At 64.8% G+C, this 16,949-nt stretch carries 14 protein-coding genes; 11 read left to right on the top strand and 3 right to left on the bottom strand.

Annotation, left to right across the window (positions count from 1 at the left end; translation table 11 throughout):
* Nucleotides 1-20: 20 nt before the first annotated feature.
* The gene (locus AAFP05_RS02430; RefSeq protein WP_341728263.1) at nucleotides 21-1,775 is read left to right on the top strand and encodes an ABC-F family ATP-binding cassette domain-containing protein; all 1,755 of its coding nucleotides are present in this window, start codon (nucleotides 21-23) and stop codon (nucleotides 1,773-1,775) included.
* A gap of 11 nt (nucleotides 1,776-1,786) precedes the next feature.
* On the opposite strand, the gene AAFP05_RS02425 is transcribed toward AAFP05_RS02430, so the two are convergent.
* From AAFP05_RS02425 to AAFP05_RS02415, 3 genes are read right to left on the bottom strand one after another with little or no spacing between them, the layout of a single operon-like run.
* Complete coding sequence (locus tag AAFP05_RS02425; RefSeq protein WP_341728262.1) at nucleotides 1,787-5,176, bottom strand: error-prone DNA polymerase; 3,390 nt, start codon at nucleotides 5,174-5,176, stop codon at nucleotides 1,787-1,789.
* Nucleotides 5,176-6,660 (bottom strand): DNA polymerase Y family protein, encoded by a 1,485-nt coding sequence (locus AAFP05_RS02420; RefSeq protein ID WP_341728261.1) that lies wholly within the window; start codon nucleotides 6,658-6,660, stop codon nucleotides 5,176-5,178. Before AAFP05_RS02420 ends, AAFP05_RS02425 begins: the two co-directional genes overlap by 1 nt.
* A 56-nt stretch (nucleotides 6,661-6,716) precedes the next feature.
* Nucleotides 6,717-7,412, bottom strand: a complete 696-nt coding sequence (locus AAFP05_RS02415; RefSeq protein WP_341728260.1) for a hypothetical protein — start codon at nucleotides 7,410-7,412, stop codon at nucleotides 6,717-6,719.
* Nucleotides 7,413-7,548: 136 nt separating this feature from the next.
* Here AAFP05_RS02415 and AAFP05_RS02410 point away from each other — a divergent pair, with 136 nt between their 5' ends.
* From AAFP05_RS02410 to AAFP05_RS02365, 10 genes are all read left to right on the top strand, one after another.
* Nucleotides 7,549-9,261: an FAD-dependent oxidoreductase gene (locus AAFP05_RS02410; RefSeq protein ID WP_341728259.1), complete on the top strand. Its 1,713-nt coding sequence runs from the start codon at nucleotides 7,549-7,551 to the stop codon at nucleotides 9,259-9,261.
* 25 nt (nucleotides 9,262-9,286) lie between these two features.
* A complete protein-coding gene (locus tag AAFP05_RS02405) occupies nucleotides 9,287-9,559 on the top strand; it encodes a metal-sensitive transcriptional regulator (RefSeq protein ID WP_341728258.1) in 273 nt (90 codons plus the stop codon).
* 50 nt (nucleotides 9,560-9,609) lie between these two features.
* Complete coding sequence (locus AAFP05_RS02400) at nucleotides 9,610-9,744, top strand: hypothetical protein (protein ID WP_341728257.1); 135 nt, start codon at nucleotides 9,610-9,612, stop codon at nucleotides 9,742-9,744.
* A 48-nt stretch (nucleotides 9,745-9,792) separates the two neighbouring features.
* Nucleotides 9,793-10,452 (top strand): class I SAM-dependent methyltransferase, encoded by a 660-nt coding sequence (locus AAFP05_RS02395; RefSeq protein ID WP_341728256.1) that lies wholly within the window; start codon nucleotides 9,793-9,795, stop codon nucleotides 10,450-10,452.
* Nucleotides 10,453-10,601: 149 nt separating this feature from the next.
* Nucleotides 10,602-11,936 carry a PocR ligand-binding domain-containing protein gene (locus AAFP05_RS02390; protein WP_341728255.1) on the top strand — a complete coding sequence of 445 codons (1,335 nt, stop codon included), beginning with the start codon at nucleotides 10,602-10,604 and terminating at the stop codon, nucleotides 11,934-11,936.
* The gene (locus tag AAFP05_RS02385; RefSeq protein WP_341728254.1) at nucleotides 11,893-13,023 is read left to right on the top strand and encodes a 1-propanol dehydrogenase PduQ; all 1,131 of its coding nucleotides are present in this window, start codon (nucleotides 11,893-11,895) and stop codon (nucleotides 13,021-13,023) included. Before AAFP05_RS02390 ends, AAFP05_RS02385 begins: the two co-directional genes overlap by 44 nt.
* Before the next feature lie 338 nt (nucleotides 13,024-13,361).
* Entirely contained in the window at nucleotides 13,362-13,640 is a 279-nt protein-coding gene (locus AAFP05_RS02380) for a BMC domain-containing protein (RefSeq protein ID WP_341728253.1), read from the top strand.
* 14 nt (nucleotides 13,641-13,654) lie between these two features.
* Nucleotides 13,655-14,494: a propanediol utilization microcompartment protein PduB gene (pduB, locus tag AAFP05_RS02375; RefSeq protein ID WP_341728252.1), complete on the top strand. Its 840-nt coding sequence runs from the start codon at nucleotides 13,655-13,657 to the stop codon at nucleotides 14,492-14,494.
* A 14-nt stretch (nucleotides 14,495-14,508) separates the two neighbouring features.
* Complete coding sequence (locus AAFP05_RS02370; protein ID WP_341728251.1) at nucleotides 14,509-16,170, top strand: propanediol/glycerol family dehydratase large subunit; 1,662 nt, start codon at nucleotides 14,509-14,511, stop codon at nucleotides 16,168-16,170.
* Between the two features lie 10 nt (nucleotides 16,171-16,180).
* Nucleotides 16,181-16,846, top strand: coding sequence for a propanediol/glycerol family dehydratase medium subunit (locus AAFP05_RS02365; protein ID WP_341728250.1), 666 nt, complete (start codon nucleotides 16,181-16,183; stop codon nucleotides 16,844-16,846).
* Nucleotides 16,847-16,949 lie beyond the last annotated feature (103 nt).

Raw genomic sequence — 16,949 nt, 5'->3', positions numbered from 1 at the left:
TCATCTTCCAAGGACCTCCCATGAATTTGTTCTCCCTTCCTGCGGTACCCTCCGGCACTCACGTGCGCGTCGACGGTATCGGGCTCTCGTTCATCGATCGTCGTGTGCTCAGCGACATCTCGTTCGTCGTTTCGGCCGGCGAGCGTGTCGGCATCATCGGTGAGAACGGCTCTGGAAAGTCGACACTGTTGCGGATCATCGCCGGACTGCTTCGTCCGGATTCGGGTTCGGTGACCATCAACGCCATTGGCGGGTTGCCCCCGAGAGTTGGTTTGCTTCACCAGGTGGCTCCTTTCGCGCCAGGCGACACGATTGCGCAAGCACTGGAGTCTGCGGTTGCGCCGGCCCGCGACGTTTTGTCAGCGATCGACAGTTCCGCCGCACAGCTGGGCGAATCTCCTGGCGACGCGGACGCGGCCGACCGCTATACGCAAGCCTTGGACGATGCCGAACGCCTGGATGCGTGGAATACCGACGCCCGGATCGCAGCCATGCTCGCCGGCCTGGGATTGGACCATCTGCCCGGCGACAGTCCGACGGCCCAGATCTCCGGTGGCCAGCGAGCCCGGTTGTCGCTGGCGTGGCTCTTGTTGAGCGCTCCCGATCTGCTGCTGCTCGACGAGCCGACGAATCACCTGGACGATCACGCCACCGCCTATCTGCGCAACGTCTTGTTGGCGTGGCGTGGACCGGTGCTGATCGCCAGCCACGATCGTGCCTTCTTGGACGAGACCGTCACCTCGCTGCTCGACCTCGACCCGGCGCCGGTTCCGCATGCGGTCGCAGGGCCGCTCTCCGCCGATGGACCTGGGTCGGGCATCGGAGTGACCAGATTCACCGGAACCTACAGCGACTATTTGGAGGCCCGCAGGCTGGCGAGGCAGCGTTGGGAGTCCCAATATCGCGACGAGCAGGCCGAGCTCAAGCGGCTGCGATCGGCGGCGCGCGATAGTCACACAGTGGGTCACGAGAACTGGAAGCCGCGCACCGAGGTACGCGGCGCGGCGAAATTCTATTCGGATCGCAATGCCACCGTGGTTTCGCGGCGTGTGAACGACATCCGATCCCGGCTCGACGGACTGGAAGAACGTCAGATTCGCCGGCCGCCTGCCGAGCTGCAATTCGGTGGCCTGACCGCGAGCTCGGCGCCGGCCGAGCAACGAGCGCTCAGCGGACCGGTGCTCGTTGCTTCGAATGTTGCGGTACCCGGACGCCTGGAATCGGTCTCGTTGGCTATCAGCGCCGCCGACAAGTGGCTGGTGACCGGGCCGAACGGATCGGGAAAGTCCACGCTACTGAAGGTGCTCGCCGGCCGACTGGCACCGAGCGTGGGCAGCGTGAATGCTCCGGCAGGGCTACGGATCGGCATGCTCAGCCAAGATGTCGATCTTCCCGATCGGTTCAACCGCGGCGAGCGGCGCACCGTGCGCCAGGCCTACCAGGACCTGCTAGGTCCAGAACTGGCCGAGCGGATACCTCTGTCGAAACTCGGGTTGATCGCCGGACGCGACGAGAACCGTCCGCTCGCGGCATTGAGCCTGGGTCAACAGCGACGTCTCGCGCTCGCCGTCCTGCTGGCCGACCCACCGGACGTCCTACTCCTGGACGAGCCGACGAATCATCTCTCTTTGTTGTTGGTGACTGAACTCGAGGCCGCCATCCCCGGCTATCCGGGCGCGATCGTGGTCGCCTCGCATGACCGCTGGCTGCGGCGGAATTGGGATGGTCTCCACCTCGAAATCGACGATCGGGCGCCACATACTGCCGCGTCCTGATCCAGGTCCGCTCAACGAAAGTCACGTGAGTGATGCGCGACATCGATCGCCAGCGGCTCCAACCGGTCGGCGAGCAGGTTGACGATCCCCTCCGGGGAGCGCTCCAATTTTCCGCGCACGATCAGCGCCGCCGACGATCGAGCCACCCGCCGGTACCGCTGCCATAGCCCTGCCGAGCAGACCACATTGATGAGTCCGAATTCGTCCTCCAGATTCACGAAGGTGATTCCCGAGGCAGTCGATGGCCGCTGCCGGTGGGTCACAAGCCCGGCAGCCTCCACCCTGCGTCCGGCCTCGAAGGTACGCAGCTCGGCCGAGGTCAGCACACCGCGCTCGGTCAGGCGTCCACGAATGTGGGCGATGACATGATCGTCGACCGACACCCCGGTCGAAGCCAGATCGTCTGCCAGTCTCTCCAGCCCGGTTTGCTCGGCGAATAGCGGCGGCTGCAACGCGGCGATGGTGCCGGGCAGCGTCTCGGCCTGATCGAGCACCGCGGTACCGGCTCGCCACAATGCCTGGCGCCGAGTCAGTCCCAGGCAGTCGAATGCGCCGGCCGTGGCCAATGCTGTTAGTTGCGCTTCGGTCACACCGGTACGACGGACGAGATCCTCCATTGAGCGAAACTCGCCACCCGCGTCGCGTTCAGCGACGATCTGATCGGCCACGTCCTTCCCGATGCCGTGTACAGCGGCCAACCCCAACCGCACCGCGAACCGGCCATCCCTACGATGCTTCGCCCCCTCGCCGGGCAGGGCCGGATTGGGCTCAGCGGGATCGAACTCCCCCACCGGCGGCTGACGCCGCTCGCAGCACAAATCCAGGCCGGTCGGCCCATCCGCTCCGCCGGCCAGTGCCTCAAGACCCGCGTCGGCACCCGAGCGATGCAGATCGGGACGATGCACCTCGACCCCGTGCCTGCGGGCGTCGGCCGTCAGCGTCTCGGCCGAGTAGAAACCCATCGGCTGGGCCCGCAACAGTCCGGCCAGGAGGGCAGCCGGATAGTGCAGCTTGATCCACGAGCTCGCATAGACCAGCAATGCGAAGCTGAGCGAGTGCGACTCGGCGAAACCGAAATTGGCGAAAGCCTGAATCTGCCGGTAGATGATGTCGGCCTCATCCTCCACCAGCCCGTTGCGTTTCATACCCGCATAGAGCCTGTCGCGCACCGATTCGATCCGCTCCAGGCCACGCTTCGAACCCATCGCCCGACGCAGCAGATCGGCATCCTCACCCGAGCAGTCCCCGACGGCCATCGCCATCTGCATCAGCTGCTCCTGAAAGACCGGAACCCCCAGGGTGCGAGCCAACACGGGCTCCAGCTTCGGATGCAGATAGCTCACCGGTTCTTGCCCCAGCTTGCGACGGACGAACGGGTGCACCGCCCCGCCTTGAATCGGGCCGGGCCTGATCAGTGCGATCTGAACCGCCAGATCGTAGAACCGGCGCGGCTGCAGTCTCGGCAGCAACCCCATCTGGGCACGGGACTCGACCTGAAAGACCCCGATCGAATCGGCCCGGCACAGCATGTCGTAGACCGCCTTCTCCTCCTTCGGCAAGGTGGCGAGCTCCCACTGCTCACCGGTCGCCTCCCGGATCAGGTTGAAGCAATGCTGCAGCGCCGCAAGCATGCCCAGCCCCAGCAGGTCGAACTTCACCAGCCCCATCCAGGCGGCATCGTCCTTGTCCCACTGGATCACCGTGCGGTCGGGCATCCGGGCGTGCTCGATCGGCACCACCTGCCCCACCGGACGCTCGGTCAGCACCATTCCGCCGGAGTGGATGCCGAGATGTCGTGGTGCCTTCAGCAGCTGATTCGCGAGGTCGATCACCTGCGGCGGGATGCTATTGCTGCCATCGGCAGCCAGCGGACCACCCCACCGCTCGATATCGCGAGAGAAAGCATCCTGCTGACCCGACGAGTAGCCGAGAGCCTTGGCGATATCGCGCACGGCATTCTTCGGCCGGTATTGAATGACGTTGCAGACCTGGGCGGCACGCTCGCGTCCGTACTTGTCGAAAACCCATTGGATGATCTCCTCTCGGCGGTCTGAATCGAAGTCGACATCGATATCGGGTTCCTCTTCGCGCAGCGACGACAGGAACCGTTCGAATGGCAGGTTGTAGAAGATGGCGTCGACCGCGGTGATGTCGAGCAGATAGCAGACCGCCGAGTTGGCCGCCGACCCACGTCCCTGGCATAGGATCCCCCGGCGCCTGGCTTCGGCGACGATGTCATGCACGATCAGGAAGTAGCCCGGGAAGTCCTTGGCCTCGATGACATCCAACTCATGGTCGATGCGGGTGCGCCCGGCGTCGTCCAGATCGGGATATTTGCGCGGCACCGCCTGCCGGACCAGCCGGCGCAGCCATGACATCGGCGTGTGCCCATCCGGCACCTCCTGGGTGGGCAGCGCTGGTTTCAGCCTGCGCAGCGGGAATCCCAACTCATCGGCCAGTTCGACGGTGCGCTCGACAGCTCCGGGATAGCGCGCGAAGATCGTCCGCATCTCTGCACCCGAGCGCAGAAACGCGGTACCGGCGGCGGGCAGCCAGCCGTCGAGTTCGTCGAGGCTGCGGTTCGCCCGCACTGCGGCCACCGCCTGGGCGAGCCGATGGGCACCGGGGTTCGCATAGTGCACATTGCCGGTCGCCACCACCGGTAGCCCGGCCTGTTCGGCGATCGCAGCCAGCGCGTCGTTGTGCACGCCATCCAGCGGGCTACCATGATCGGTCAGCTCGACGTAGACCTGGTCCCGGCCGAAACGGTCCACCAGTTCGGTCAGTTCCCTGGAGGCCTCCCGGACACTACCGGAGCGCAGTGCCTGCCTCACCGCCCCTTTGCGGCAGCCGGTCAGGATGACCCAGCTGCCATCGGCACGTTCGGCCAGGTCATCGAGATCAAAGACCGGACGACCCTTCTCGCGTCCGGCCAGCTGCGCCGCCGTGATAGCCCCGGACAACCGGTGATATCCCTGCTCGCCGCGAGCCAGCACCAGCAGATGGCGGCCTACCGGATCGGGAACGCCCTTCTGCGGTGCCGGTAACTCCAGCGAAAGCTCCGCCCCGAAGACCGTCTTCACGCTCGTCGGCTCGGCTGCCTCCGCAAACCGGACGATGCCGTAGAGCCCGTCGTGATCGGTCAGCGCCAACCCGTACAGTCCCAGACGCTCGGCCTCTTCGACCAGTTCGGCCGGACCTGAGGCCCCGTCCAGAAACGAGAAGGACGAATGAGCATGCAACTCGGCATAGGGCACCGGATGCTCGGGACGCGCGATCGGCGGCGCCTGATAAGGCGCACGCTTCCAAGAAAATGGTGCATCCGAATCGCTGCGCGGCTTGCGGCCGGTCAGGGTTCCTTCCAGTTGACGCCACGTGACAGGCGGATTGTGATACCCCATCAGTCGTACCGTCCTTCCAGCCACCAGCCACCGTGTTCATCGAGCATCAGCAGCCAGGCTCCGCCAGTGGCATCGGCCATCTGGAAACGGCATCCCCTGGCCGCATGAGTGCTATCCCAGCCCCGCTCATCGACCGGCCACGGACCAGCCCAGCTTGCCAGCTGCAGGCTTACCGTCCCCACGCTCAACTGGGCCGGGATACCGGTCAGCAGCAGCCGCTCGTTGACACCGACCCGTACACCGTCGGCATCGGTCACCTCGACCCGGCGATGCTGCGGGAAGACGGTGGCCGGCAGCGGATCTGGCAGACGTCCTGGCCAGGGACGATCGGCCGGACGATTCAGCACCGTACGATCTCCCCAGGGCACGAACTGCTGGCGTTCGGCCAGTCCTCGTCCACCACTAATGACAGGGATCACCACCGATTCGTGACCCAGCATCGCCTGCACTCTGGACAGCACGTGATGCACCTTCTCATCGGTGCCGGAACCGAACAGGCCCGGTGCGTGATGGGCGATCGCATCGGTCGCAACCGGTTCGAGGCGCACCCGCACAAGCCCGCTGCCGATCGCGTTGCCGGCCGCCGCCTGCAGCTGCCAGCGCACCCGATCAACCACCCCCGCAGCGTCAAAGCAGCCCGGATGCAACCAGACACACTCGACATGTTCGCCCTGCTCAGCCCGCAGAATGACCCGCAGTTCCGTGCAGACCAACTGCCTGGCCGCCAGACCGGCAACGAACTTCTCGGCGGTCAGCTGTGTACTGAAGGCGACCTGCTCGGCAAGCGCGAGCGGAGGATCGAAATCGATCTGCTGAGCGAACTCGGGTGGTATGGTGCGCGGCACGATTTCGCGCGGATCCCGGCCGCAGGCCAGCTCGTGCAACCGGACACCACGGGACCCGAACCGATCGCGCACATCGCCGGTGGTCATCGCCGCGAAATCGCCCAGCAGATGCATTCCCAGCCTGGGCAGCAGTTCGCTCAGTTCCGGGTCGCCCAGCCGGTTCACCGGTAGCGGCGCCAGATAGCCGGCCGAACCATCCGGTGGCACCACCCGGATCGGGTCCGCGTCCCGAGCGGCCTGCTCGGCGGTGAAGATGTCATCGGCTATCCCGACCCTGCCACCGGCTATCCCCAGCCCTTCGATTCCGGCGAGAACTTCCCTGGCAGCTTCGGGCTCGCCGCCGTAGTAGCGGGCCGGGCCACGCGCCCGCAGCGCCGCCAGTCCTGGACGCACGATCTGGACCTTCGGCACACTCTGTTCGATCGTCACCACCAGCGGCGTGAACATCTGCTCGTCGCGTTGCACATCGGCGGCCACCACCTGCAGCTGCGGGCAGCGGCCCTGCGCCTCGCGACGGCGCTGCCCCATCCGCACACCCTCGACGCGTGCGGATGGGGAGCATGCGACGATCCGGTTGGCTTCGATGACAGCTACCGGACCGCCCTGCGGCAGGCCTTCTGCCAGCCACCAGGCGATCACCGGCCAATCCTGAAACCATAAGACGAGGCACCTCGTCGGTGCGAGCACGGTAGACATCAGCCGACCGCCCGCAGCCGTGGCCGCCGGCCTGCTCCGGCAGTCACCAGTTCGCCCGCCGACAGACGGCCGCTGGCATCGGGCAGGATCAGCCGCGCGGTATGGGGCGTACCGGAATGCCGGTTGGTCGCGCTCACCACCACCTCGCGGCTGGTCAGATAGCCATGGCCCGCGCCCAGGCCCGACCACTTCGCCTGCTCGATACGAAGTTCTGCATTGACCCGCGGCCACTCGCCGCAGACCAGCAGCACCGAGGAACGTTCCCTCATCCGGGCAGCCAGCCGCGCAGCATCGGCATCCCGCGCCCGGGCGGGCGGCCGGACGGCCACCACCGGCAGCGCCTCGGCCAGCGCGGCCACCACCGACAGCCATCGCTCCCCCGGCTGCGGTACAAGAACGAGTCTGTCCAACACGACACCGGCACTGCGGGCGGCCTCGGCACCCAGCTCGGGCATGCCAACCACTCCGCACCACAGCCCAGTGCTGGATGGCTCGGCAAGCAACGCCAGCAGCAGTGACCCGGCACTCACCGAGTAGGCGGCTCCCGGTTGCAGGCCACCATCCAGCAGACCCGCCAACGCCGGATGCACTGCCACCTGCTGGCGCACCCGGGCGCCGGCATCGGCCTGACTACGCAGGCGCTGCAGCAAGTCCCCATGAGGGGTCGCTGCAGCTGTGGTGGCGTTGACTAACACCCTTAAACTATCGAACATTAATTCGAATCAGTCAAGACCCCTGCGGCCATCAATCGAAGAAATGAGCTATCGCCGGCGGCGTGCGAAGCAGCGCCGATTTGGCGAACCACATACCCCCTGGGGTATCATCATGCTCATGACGTTTGAGAACACCACGAATCCAGCGGCACGAGCCGCCCGGATTGTTGTCGTCGGCGGAGTCGCCGGAGGCATGAGTTGCGCCGCCCGCGCCCGGCGCTTGGACGAATCCGCCGAGATCATCGTCTTGGAAAGGGGCGAACACGTCTCTTTCGCGAACTGCGGGCTGCCCTACTACGTAGGCGGTGAGATCGCCGACCGCAGCGCCCTGCTCGTGCAGACCCCGCAGAGCCTGAAGGCAGCGCTGAATCTCGATGTGCGCACCCGCCACGATGTGATCGGCCTGGACGCGGCAGCACGCCAGGTCACCGTCGCGACGCCCGAGGGAGTACAGCAGATCGGCTATGACGCCTTGGTGCTCTCCCCCGGCGCCACCGCATTCCGGCCGCCGATCGACGGCATCGATTCACCCCGAGTGCAGACGCTGCGCACCGTCGATGACGCGATCACCCTGCGCGATGGTGTCGATGCCGGCGCCAAACGCGCTGTGGTGCTGGGTGCCGGCTTCATCGGCCTGGAAGCGGCCGAAGCGCTGGCCCACCAAGGCCTGGAGACCTCCCTGGTCGAACTCGCCGATCATGTGCTGCCGCCGCTCGACACCGAGCAGGCGTGGCTGGTCACAGAAGAACTGCGCAGGCTTGGCATCACGGTGCGCACCGGTGTCGCCGCCGCCCGGATTGTCCAAGGCACCGATGCCGATACCGTCATGCTGGCCGACGGCTCGGGCATCGAAGCCGACCTCATCGTGCTCTCGGTCGGCGTGCGGCCCGACACCGCCGCCTTCGAGGCCGCCGGCGTTGCCTGCGAGCGAGGCGCCATCATCACCGATGCGCACGGCCGCACCTCACTGGACGGGGTCTGGGCCGTCGGAGACGCGACGATCAGCACCGATGCCGTCACCGGGGCCAGACGTCCGGTCGCGCTGGCGGGCCCGGCCAACCGTGCTGGCCGTCTGGTCGCGGACGCGATCGTCCGGCCGGGTGTGGCCCGACCATTGCCGAAGCCGTTGGGCACCGCGATCGTGCGAGTCGGACGATTGACCGCCGCGATGACCGGGGCCAACCGAGCATCGCTGGAGGCCACGGGCATCGGCTATGACACCCTGCACCTGCATCCCAACCAGCATGCCGGCTACTTCCCGGGGGCTGCGCAGATCCACCTCAGCGTGCATCTGCGTTCCTCGGACGGGCTGATCCTCGGCGCGCAGGCGGTCGGCACCGAGGGTGTCGATAAGCGCATCGACGTGCTCGCGACCGCGATCCGGGCGGGCATGGGCGTGACCGAGTTGATCGACCTCGACCTGTCGTATTCGCCGCCTTACGGCCAGGCGAAAGACGCGATCAACCTGGCGGGCATGGTCGGCGAGAACGTGCTCAACGGCACCCTGCGATTGTGGTACGCCTCCGACCTGGACCAGGTCGCTGCCGAAGCGCTGCTGCTCGATGTGCGCAGCGCCCAGGAATACGCCGGCGGGCATCTTGCCGGAACGCTGAACATTCCTCACACGCAGCTGCGCGAGCATCTCGACGAGGTCCGTCTGGCTGCGGCCGGACGCCCGGTCCGGGTGCTCTGTCAGTCCGGCGTACGCTCGGCGATCGCCCACCGGATACTCAGTCAGGCGGGGTTCGATTCGGCATCGCTATCGGGGGGCATGCTCACTGCGCGAGCTGTCTTCGGGGACGACGCCGCGTCTGTCATCATCACAAATTGAGTTCCAATCTCGTCAGGAGGCGATCATGACCACGAGTGACACAGAAGCCCAGCGCAAGATCCTCAATCGGTTGCGCCGCGCCCGCGGCCAGTTGGACGGGGTCATCAACGCCGTCGAGAACGGCGGTTCATGCCGCGATGTGGTGACCCAGCTGGCCGCTGTCTCCAGTGCGCTCGACCGGGCCGGTTTCGCCATCATCTCGTCGGCCATGAAGGACTGCCTCATCGATCCCGACACGGAACGCCCCGACGGGATCACCGCCGAAGAACTCGAGAAGCTCTTCCTCACCTTGGCCTGATGTCCGCCACCGAACCGACACCAACAGATTCCAGAAGAAGGAGAAAGATCATGTGCCAGAGAGTCACCTGCCAGATCTGCGGCAAGCCCACCTGGGCCGGCTGCGGTGAGCATATCGAGGAAGCCTTGGCCGGCGTGCCGGTCTCGGAGCGCTGCCCCGGTCATCCGGCATCCTCGTCCAAATAGCCAAGATCAATCTGCCAGGTCCTTGGACGACCACCCCATCATTGACTCATGACTGACGAGCGTCCGGAGACCCAGCACGAGTGGGACGCCAGATACAGCCGGGCCGAACGGCTGTGGTCGGGCAAACCCAACCAGGCCGTGATCGATGGCGTGAGCCGCCTCCTGCCAGGCCACGCCATCGATCTGGGCTGCGGTGAGGGCGGCGATGCGATCTGGCTCGCGCAGCAGGGCTGGACGGTGACCGGAATCGACTTCGCGCCGAGCGCGATCACTCGCGCCCGGGCCGCAGCGCAGCGTTTGAGCCTGCCCCCGGACGCGACCCGATTCATCGCCACCGATCTTGCCTCGTGGCAGCCCGATGACGGCCCTTACGATCTGGTCACCACCAGCTTTCTGCACCTGCCCGACCTCTATGGGACGGACGGGATCATCCGCAGGACGATTCGACAGCTTCGTCCCGGCGGACACCTGTTGGCCGTCTCACACGCCGAGCGTCCACCATGGCTTGATGGCGATCACACCCACGATCATGCGCACGCCGAGCACACCTTATGTACCCCCGATGAGCAACTCGACGCTCTCGCTCTTGACCCCGCTCTCTGGCAGGTGCGGCTCGCCGAGGTGCGCTCCCGCCCAGCAACCGGTCCCGATGGCCAACCGGCCCAGCTCAAGGACTCGGTCTTGCTGGTCGAGCGCCGAAGCGTTTGACCAAGTCGGCCTATCAGCCACCAGCCGCGCAATTATCGCGCGAAGCCACAATGCCCCGCAATTTTCGTCGCGGACGAGAAACCATTGCAATTTCCCTTCTGATTCTTTGCCGAATGAACTAGTCTCGGTGATACCCACGGGAGGGAACAATGGAAGATCCGGAACAGGAAAGATGGAACTTGGACCGGATCCAGCGGGTGACTGCAGACTATTCTGAAGCGACGGGACTCGCCTCGGTAATCGTGCAGGCGCAAGGGGTGCCGGTAGCTCCGCCATGCGCTTTCACCGAGTTCTGCAAGATCATGCGCAAGGATCCAGTGCGCGGAAAGCTCTGTCAGAGTTGCGATGCTCACGGCGCACTCCAGTCTTTGATCGAACAATCGCCGCGCATCTACCGATGCCACGCCGGGCTGGTCGACTTCAGCGTGCCGATGGTCGACGGCGACAACTATCTGGGAGCGGTGGCTGCCGGCCAAGTGCGTCAGGCAGACGACACTGCCCAGCCTCAGTACCTGACGAACAGCAGTTCTTGGCGGAATAACCCGCATCTGGTCGAACTCTATGACCAGATTCCGGTCTATTCGCGCCGGCGCATCCAGGCCGCCTCCGAGATGCTGGTCGGATTGAGCACATCGGCGGGAGTGATCCGCAAGTGCCCGATCATCAGCCTGCCGACGAAGTCGGGTTCCCCCGCAGCCGCAGCCGCGCAGGCGGAGCGGGCACAGCCGCAGTTCCAACTGGTGACTCAGCCGGATTGGGCCGACCATGAACCGGTCCACGAACAGCTCACCGGACACCACGCTGTGCTGCGCGACGCACTCGCAGCGGAGAGCCTGGACGATGCATTCACCGAAGCCAGTATCATGTTGGACGAGACATTCAGCAGTCCAGGCGATCTGCGCGAGCAGCTGGCAACGATCGAAGAGACCATCGTCAAGGTCGCCGCTGATTGCGCGCCTCGCATCGTCCAGCACCTATCCGAGCTCGTCAAGTCGCAGCAGCATGCCCGCACTACAACAAGCAATCGCTTCCAATGCCAGGTCTACCTGGAACGGCTGCTGACCATCGTGCTGGACGAGATCTCGCGATCGCGTCCGCAGCGGCGGCCGGATCTACGCGACCTGCTCAACGAGATCGCGCGGCAGCCCAGTCACCCGTACACGCTCACCGAAGCGTCCGAAATGCTGCACTGGTCGCCGGGCCACTTCTCGAAGTTGTTCAAATCTGTCACGGGATGCACATTCGTGTCGTATATCGCTACCAGGAGGATCTCGCGCGCGCAGCTGATGCTAGCTTTCACGCAGACGCCAGTTCGGAAGATCGCGGCTGACTTGGGGTTTAACCAGGTCAACTACTTCTCGCGGGTGTTCCGGACCTACACCGGGATGACACCGAGCGAATACCGGCGTCAGTCTTCGTCGCGCAATGGAGGTCCCGCCGGTGCATCGTTTTCAGCTCAGAACGACTCTCTGCTACGGGCCTGAAGCTCTCGGAGAACTGTCCGGGCTATCCGGACGCAGGGTCCTCATCGTCACCGATGGCTTCATGGTCAGCACACCGCTGATGGCTCGCGTCCGCGATCAGCTGGGCGACGCCATCGTCGAGGTCTTCGACCAGGTGCAGCCCAATCCCGACATCAATGCTGTGACGGCAGGTCTGCGAGCGTACAACGCCTTCGATCCACAGGCCGTGCTGGCCATCGGCGGTGGGTCGGCCATCGACACTGCCAAGGTCGTCCGCAAACTGGCCATCGAGCAGGGACGCCATGCGGAGTCCGGCTTCTTCATCCTTCCGACTACGAGTGGCACCGGATCGGAGGTCTCCTCGTACGCGGTGGTCACCGATCACAAGAGCCACGCCAAGCTTCCGCTGGAATCGTCGGACATGGTGGCCGATGTGGCCATCCTCGATCCGGAGGCGGTTCGTACCGCGCCGCCGAGACTGACGGCGGACTCCGGCATGGATGCCATCAGCCATGCCGTCGAGGCGTACGTCGGCAAGGGTCACAATGACTTCTCCGATGCCCTCGCCGAGAAGTCGCTGCGCCTGGCCCATCAATATCTGGTGCGTTCCTTCCTCGATGGAGACGATATGGAGGCTCGAGAGCACCAGCACACCGCGGCCACGATGGCAGGCATCGCCTTCGAGAACTCTTCACTCGGCATCGTGCACGGGCTCTCACACTCGATCGGCGGCAGCTTCCGGGTCGCGCACGGGCGCCTCAACGGCATCCTGCTGCCGCATGTGATCGCGTTCAATGCCGGTGAGCTGGGCTTCGCACCGAGCGGGCTGACCCCCACTGCACGTCGCTATGCTGCACTGGCCGCCGCCCTTGGGCTGACCGCCGCCAGCCAGCGGAACCTCGTGCCGGCGTTGTGCGAATGGATCAAGAAGCTCCGCCGCGATCTTGAGATGCCTGCCAGCATCACCGAAGCGGGCGTGAACCGCTCGGAATATGTCGCGGCGATCCCCCGGATCGCTCAGCAGGCGGCCGGCGACTACTGCACCTCGGGCAATCCGGTACCCGCCGGCACCGAGCAACTGGCCGCTATCCTCACCGCGATCGCCTGACGCTATTGCGTACCGTTGCCGGTCACCCTCGTCGACCGCTCGCGCTGTCGCCGCTGCGATCCGCTTCGGCAAGCCCGACCGTCTGGCCGCGCAGGCCGGCCATCAAAGCGTCACGCCGCCGGCATGCGTCCTGGCAGTTGCACATATCTCATTTACTGACGCATTTCTGTTGCACTTTTTGGTCATAGCAAGTGCACAATTCAATTCTGATCTAGAAAATAACGTGCCTGAAACTGGTCAGACAATACCGTATTTCTGCCCGTATAACGGTCGTACTCTTCTCGGTGAGCGCCCAGGTGGTGAAAGTAGCTGGGTCCCATCCAACGGAGGAGTTCGGAATGCAAGAGGCTCTCGGAATGGTGGAGACGAAGGGTTTCGTCCCCGCCGTTGAAGCCGCCGACGCGATGGTCAAGTCGGCAAACGTTGTTCTTATCGGCAAGCAGCAGGTCGGGTCCGGTCTGGTCACCGTGCTCGTGCGCGGCGATGTCGGGGCTGTCAAGGCGGCCACCGACGCCGGTGCTGTAGCCGCACAGAAGGTGGGCGAGCTGGTCTCCGTCCACGTCATCCCTCGCCCTCACACCGACGTGGAGTCGATTCTCCCGTCGATCAACAAGTGAGGTCGTGACCACCCATGGCTAACGAGGAACTGGTCAATCAGATCATGTCGGCCGTTCTGCAGCGCGTGGACGCGCAGGCAACGAAGGCCCCTGCTGCTGCATCGGTCAGCAGCGCCGCAGTCGGTGCACCGAAAGGCGCGCTGCCCCCGATTCCAGGCAGGATGCCCGCGGTTACCGAATTCGTCGGCGCATCTGCCCTCGGCGACACCATCGGCCTGGTCATCCCCAACGTGGATCCCCAGATTCATGCCCTGATGGGTATCGATCCGAAGTTCCGTTCGATCGGCATCATCGGTGATCGCACCGGCGCCGGCCCGCAGATCTTCGCCGCCGATGAGGCCGTCAAGGCGACCAACACCGAGATCTTGAAGATCGAGTTGGCTCGCGACACCAAGGGTGGCGCCGGGCACGGCTCGCTGATCATTTTCGGTGCCGAGGACGTCTCGGACGCCCGTCGCGCGGTCGAGGTCACTCTCGCCGACGTCGAGCGCACCATGGGCGATGTCTACGGCAATGAGGCCGGCCACCTGGAGTTCCAGTACACGGCCCGTGCCAGCTATGCGCTGAACAAGGCGTTCGGTGCCCCGATCGGCAAGGCATTCGGCATCACCGTGGGTGCCCCCGCCGCCATCGGCGTGGTGCTCGCCGATACCGCAGCCAAGGCCGCAACGATCGACATCATCGGATACTCGAGCCCGGCGCAGGGTACGAGCTTCTCCAATGAGGTCATCGCAACGTTCGCCGGTGACTCAGGTGCCGTTCGCCAGGCAATCATCGCCGCCCGCGAGGTCGGGCGCGATCTGCTCGCCGCGCTCGGCGACTACCCCGAGTCGACCACCACGCCTTACATCTGATTCGAGGGATTCTAGTGAGAAGCAAGCGTTTCGAAGCACTGGACGCCCGCCCAGTCAACCAAGACGGGTACGTAACCGAGTGGCCTGAGGTCGGCCTGATCGCAGTTGATGCGCCGGCAGATCCCAAGCCCTCGATCACAATCGAGAACGGCCTGGTCGTCGAGATGGACGGCAAGAAGCGTGACCAGTTCGACATGCTCGACACCTTCATCGCCGACTACGGCGTCCGGCTCGACAATGCCGAAAAGGTCAACGCGACCGACTCGCTGGAACTTGCCCAGAAGATGGTCGACTTCCGCGTGCCGCGTGCCGAGGTCGTCAAGCTGACCACGGCCATGACTCCGGCAAAGATCACCGAGGTCGTCAATCAGATGACCGTCCTCGAAATGATGATGGCCGTCACCAAGATGCGCTCCCGCGCGTTCCCGGCGAACCAGGCGCACGTCACCAACGTGCGCGACAACCCCGTCCAGATCGCAGCGGACGCGGCTGAGGGCTCGTTGCGTGGTTTCGCCGAGGAAGAGACCACCGTCGGCATCGTCCGTTATGCACCGTTCAACGCGATCGCCATCATGGTCGGTTCGCAGGTCGGGCGTCCCGGTATCCTCACCCAGTGCTCGGTCGAGGAAGCCACCGAGCTGGCGCTCGGCATGCGCGGGTTCACCGCCTACGCCGAGACGGTTTCGGTCTACGGCACCGAGCAGGTCTTCATGGACGGCGACGACACTCCGTGGTCGAAGTCGTTCCTGGCATCGTGCTACGCGTCCCGCGGCCTGAAGATGCGGTTCACCTCCGGCACCGGTTCCGAAGTCCAGATGGGCTTCGCCGAAGGCAAGTCGATGCTCTACCTGGAGGCTCGCTGCCTCTACGTCGCCAAAGGCGCCGGCTCGCAGGGCATCCAAAACGGTTCGGTCTCCTGCGTGGGTGTTCCGGCGGCCGTCCCTGGTGGCATCCGCGCGATCCTGGCCGAGAACCTGATCGCCATGAGTCTCGACCTGGAGTGTGCGTCGTCCAACGACCAGTCGTTCACGCACTCGGATCTGCGTCGAGTCGCCCGCACCCTGATGCAGTTCGTGCCCGGCACCGACTTCATCTGCTCGGGTTACTCGTCGACGCCGAACTACGACAACATGTTCGCGGGTTCGAACTGGGATGCCGACGACTACGACGATTGGCTGATCATTCAGCGCGATCTGAAGATCGACGGCGGCCTGGTCCCGGTTCTCGAGGAGGACGTGGTACGGGTCCGCAATCACGCGGCGAAGGCGATTCAGGCGATCTTCCGTGAGCTCGGGCTGCCCGAGATCACCGACGAAGAGGTCGAGGCCGCTACCTATGCCCGTGGTTCGGAGGACATGCCCAAGCGCAACGTCGTCGAAGACCTGAAGGCAACCGACGATCTGATGAACCGTGGCATCACCGGCGTCGACCTGGTCAAGGCTCTTGACCGTGGCGGCTTCGAAGATGTCGCCACATCGGTCTACAACATGCTGAAGCAGCGCGTGTCGGGCGACTACCTGCACACCTCGGCGATTCTCGACGAGAACTTCCACGTGATGAGCGCGGTCAACTACCCGAACGACTACCGCGGGCCCAAGACCGGCTACCAGATCACCGACGAGAAGTGGGATCAGTTGAAGACCATCCGCCAGGCGATCAGCCCTGAGGAAATCTGAGGTGATGACAATGGACGAGAAGACACTGCGCGCCATTATTGAACAGGTCGTCAACGAGTTCGCCGCCAGCTCGGCAGGCACGGCAGTCGCAACTGCTGCGGCACCTTCGGTGAGCGACCAGGTCGGCGACAAGATCACGATCACCGAGGATGGTCCCGCCCAAAAGGGCGTCAGCCCCCGCGAGGTCGTCATCGCGCTGTCACCTGCTTTCGGCGGCAAGATGACCAAGACAATCGTCGGCATCCCGCATGCCAAGGTGCTCCGCGAAATCTGCGCGGGCATCGAGGAGGAGGGCCTGGCCTACCGGTTCGTCCGCTTCTACCGCACCGCTGATGTCGGCTTCATCGCGCACGATGCCGCCGAGTATTCCGGTTCAGGTATCGGTATCGGAATTCAGTCCCGTGGCACCACGGTCATCCATCAAGCTGATCTGCCGCCACTGTCGAACCTCGAGTTGTTCCCGCAGGCTCCGCTGATCGATCTGGAGACCTTCCGTGCCATCGGTCGCAACGCCGCGAAGTACGCGAAGGGTGAGTCTCCTGAGCCTGTTCCGGTGCGCAACGACCAGATGGCGCGTCCGACCTACCAGGCAATCGCCGCGGTCATGCACATCAAGGAAGTTCAGCTCACCGATCCGAACAAGAAGCCCACGGCCCTTCGGGTCGAGTACCGATAGGAGGTCAATCATGGAATCAGAAGATCTGATCCGCCAGGTGATGGCAGAGGTGATGGCCAAACTCGGCAACGACCAGGTGGCTCTTAACTCGACCGGCACCGCC

Source organism: Brooklawnia sp. (assembly GCF_032229645.1).
In the GTDB taxonomy this organism is placed as follows: domain Bacteria; phylum Actinomycetota; class Actinomycetes; order Propionibacteriales; family Propionibacteriaceae; genus Brooklawnia.
The sequence above is the reverse complement of the archived record's forward strand: the minus strand, read 5'-3'. Positions and strand labels throughout refer to the sequence as shown.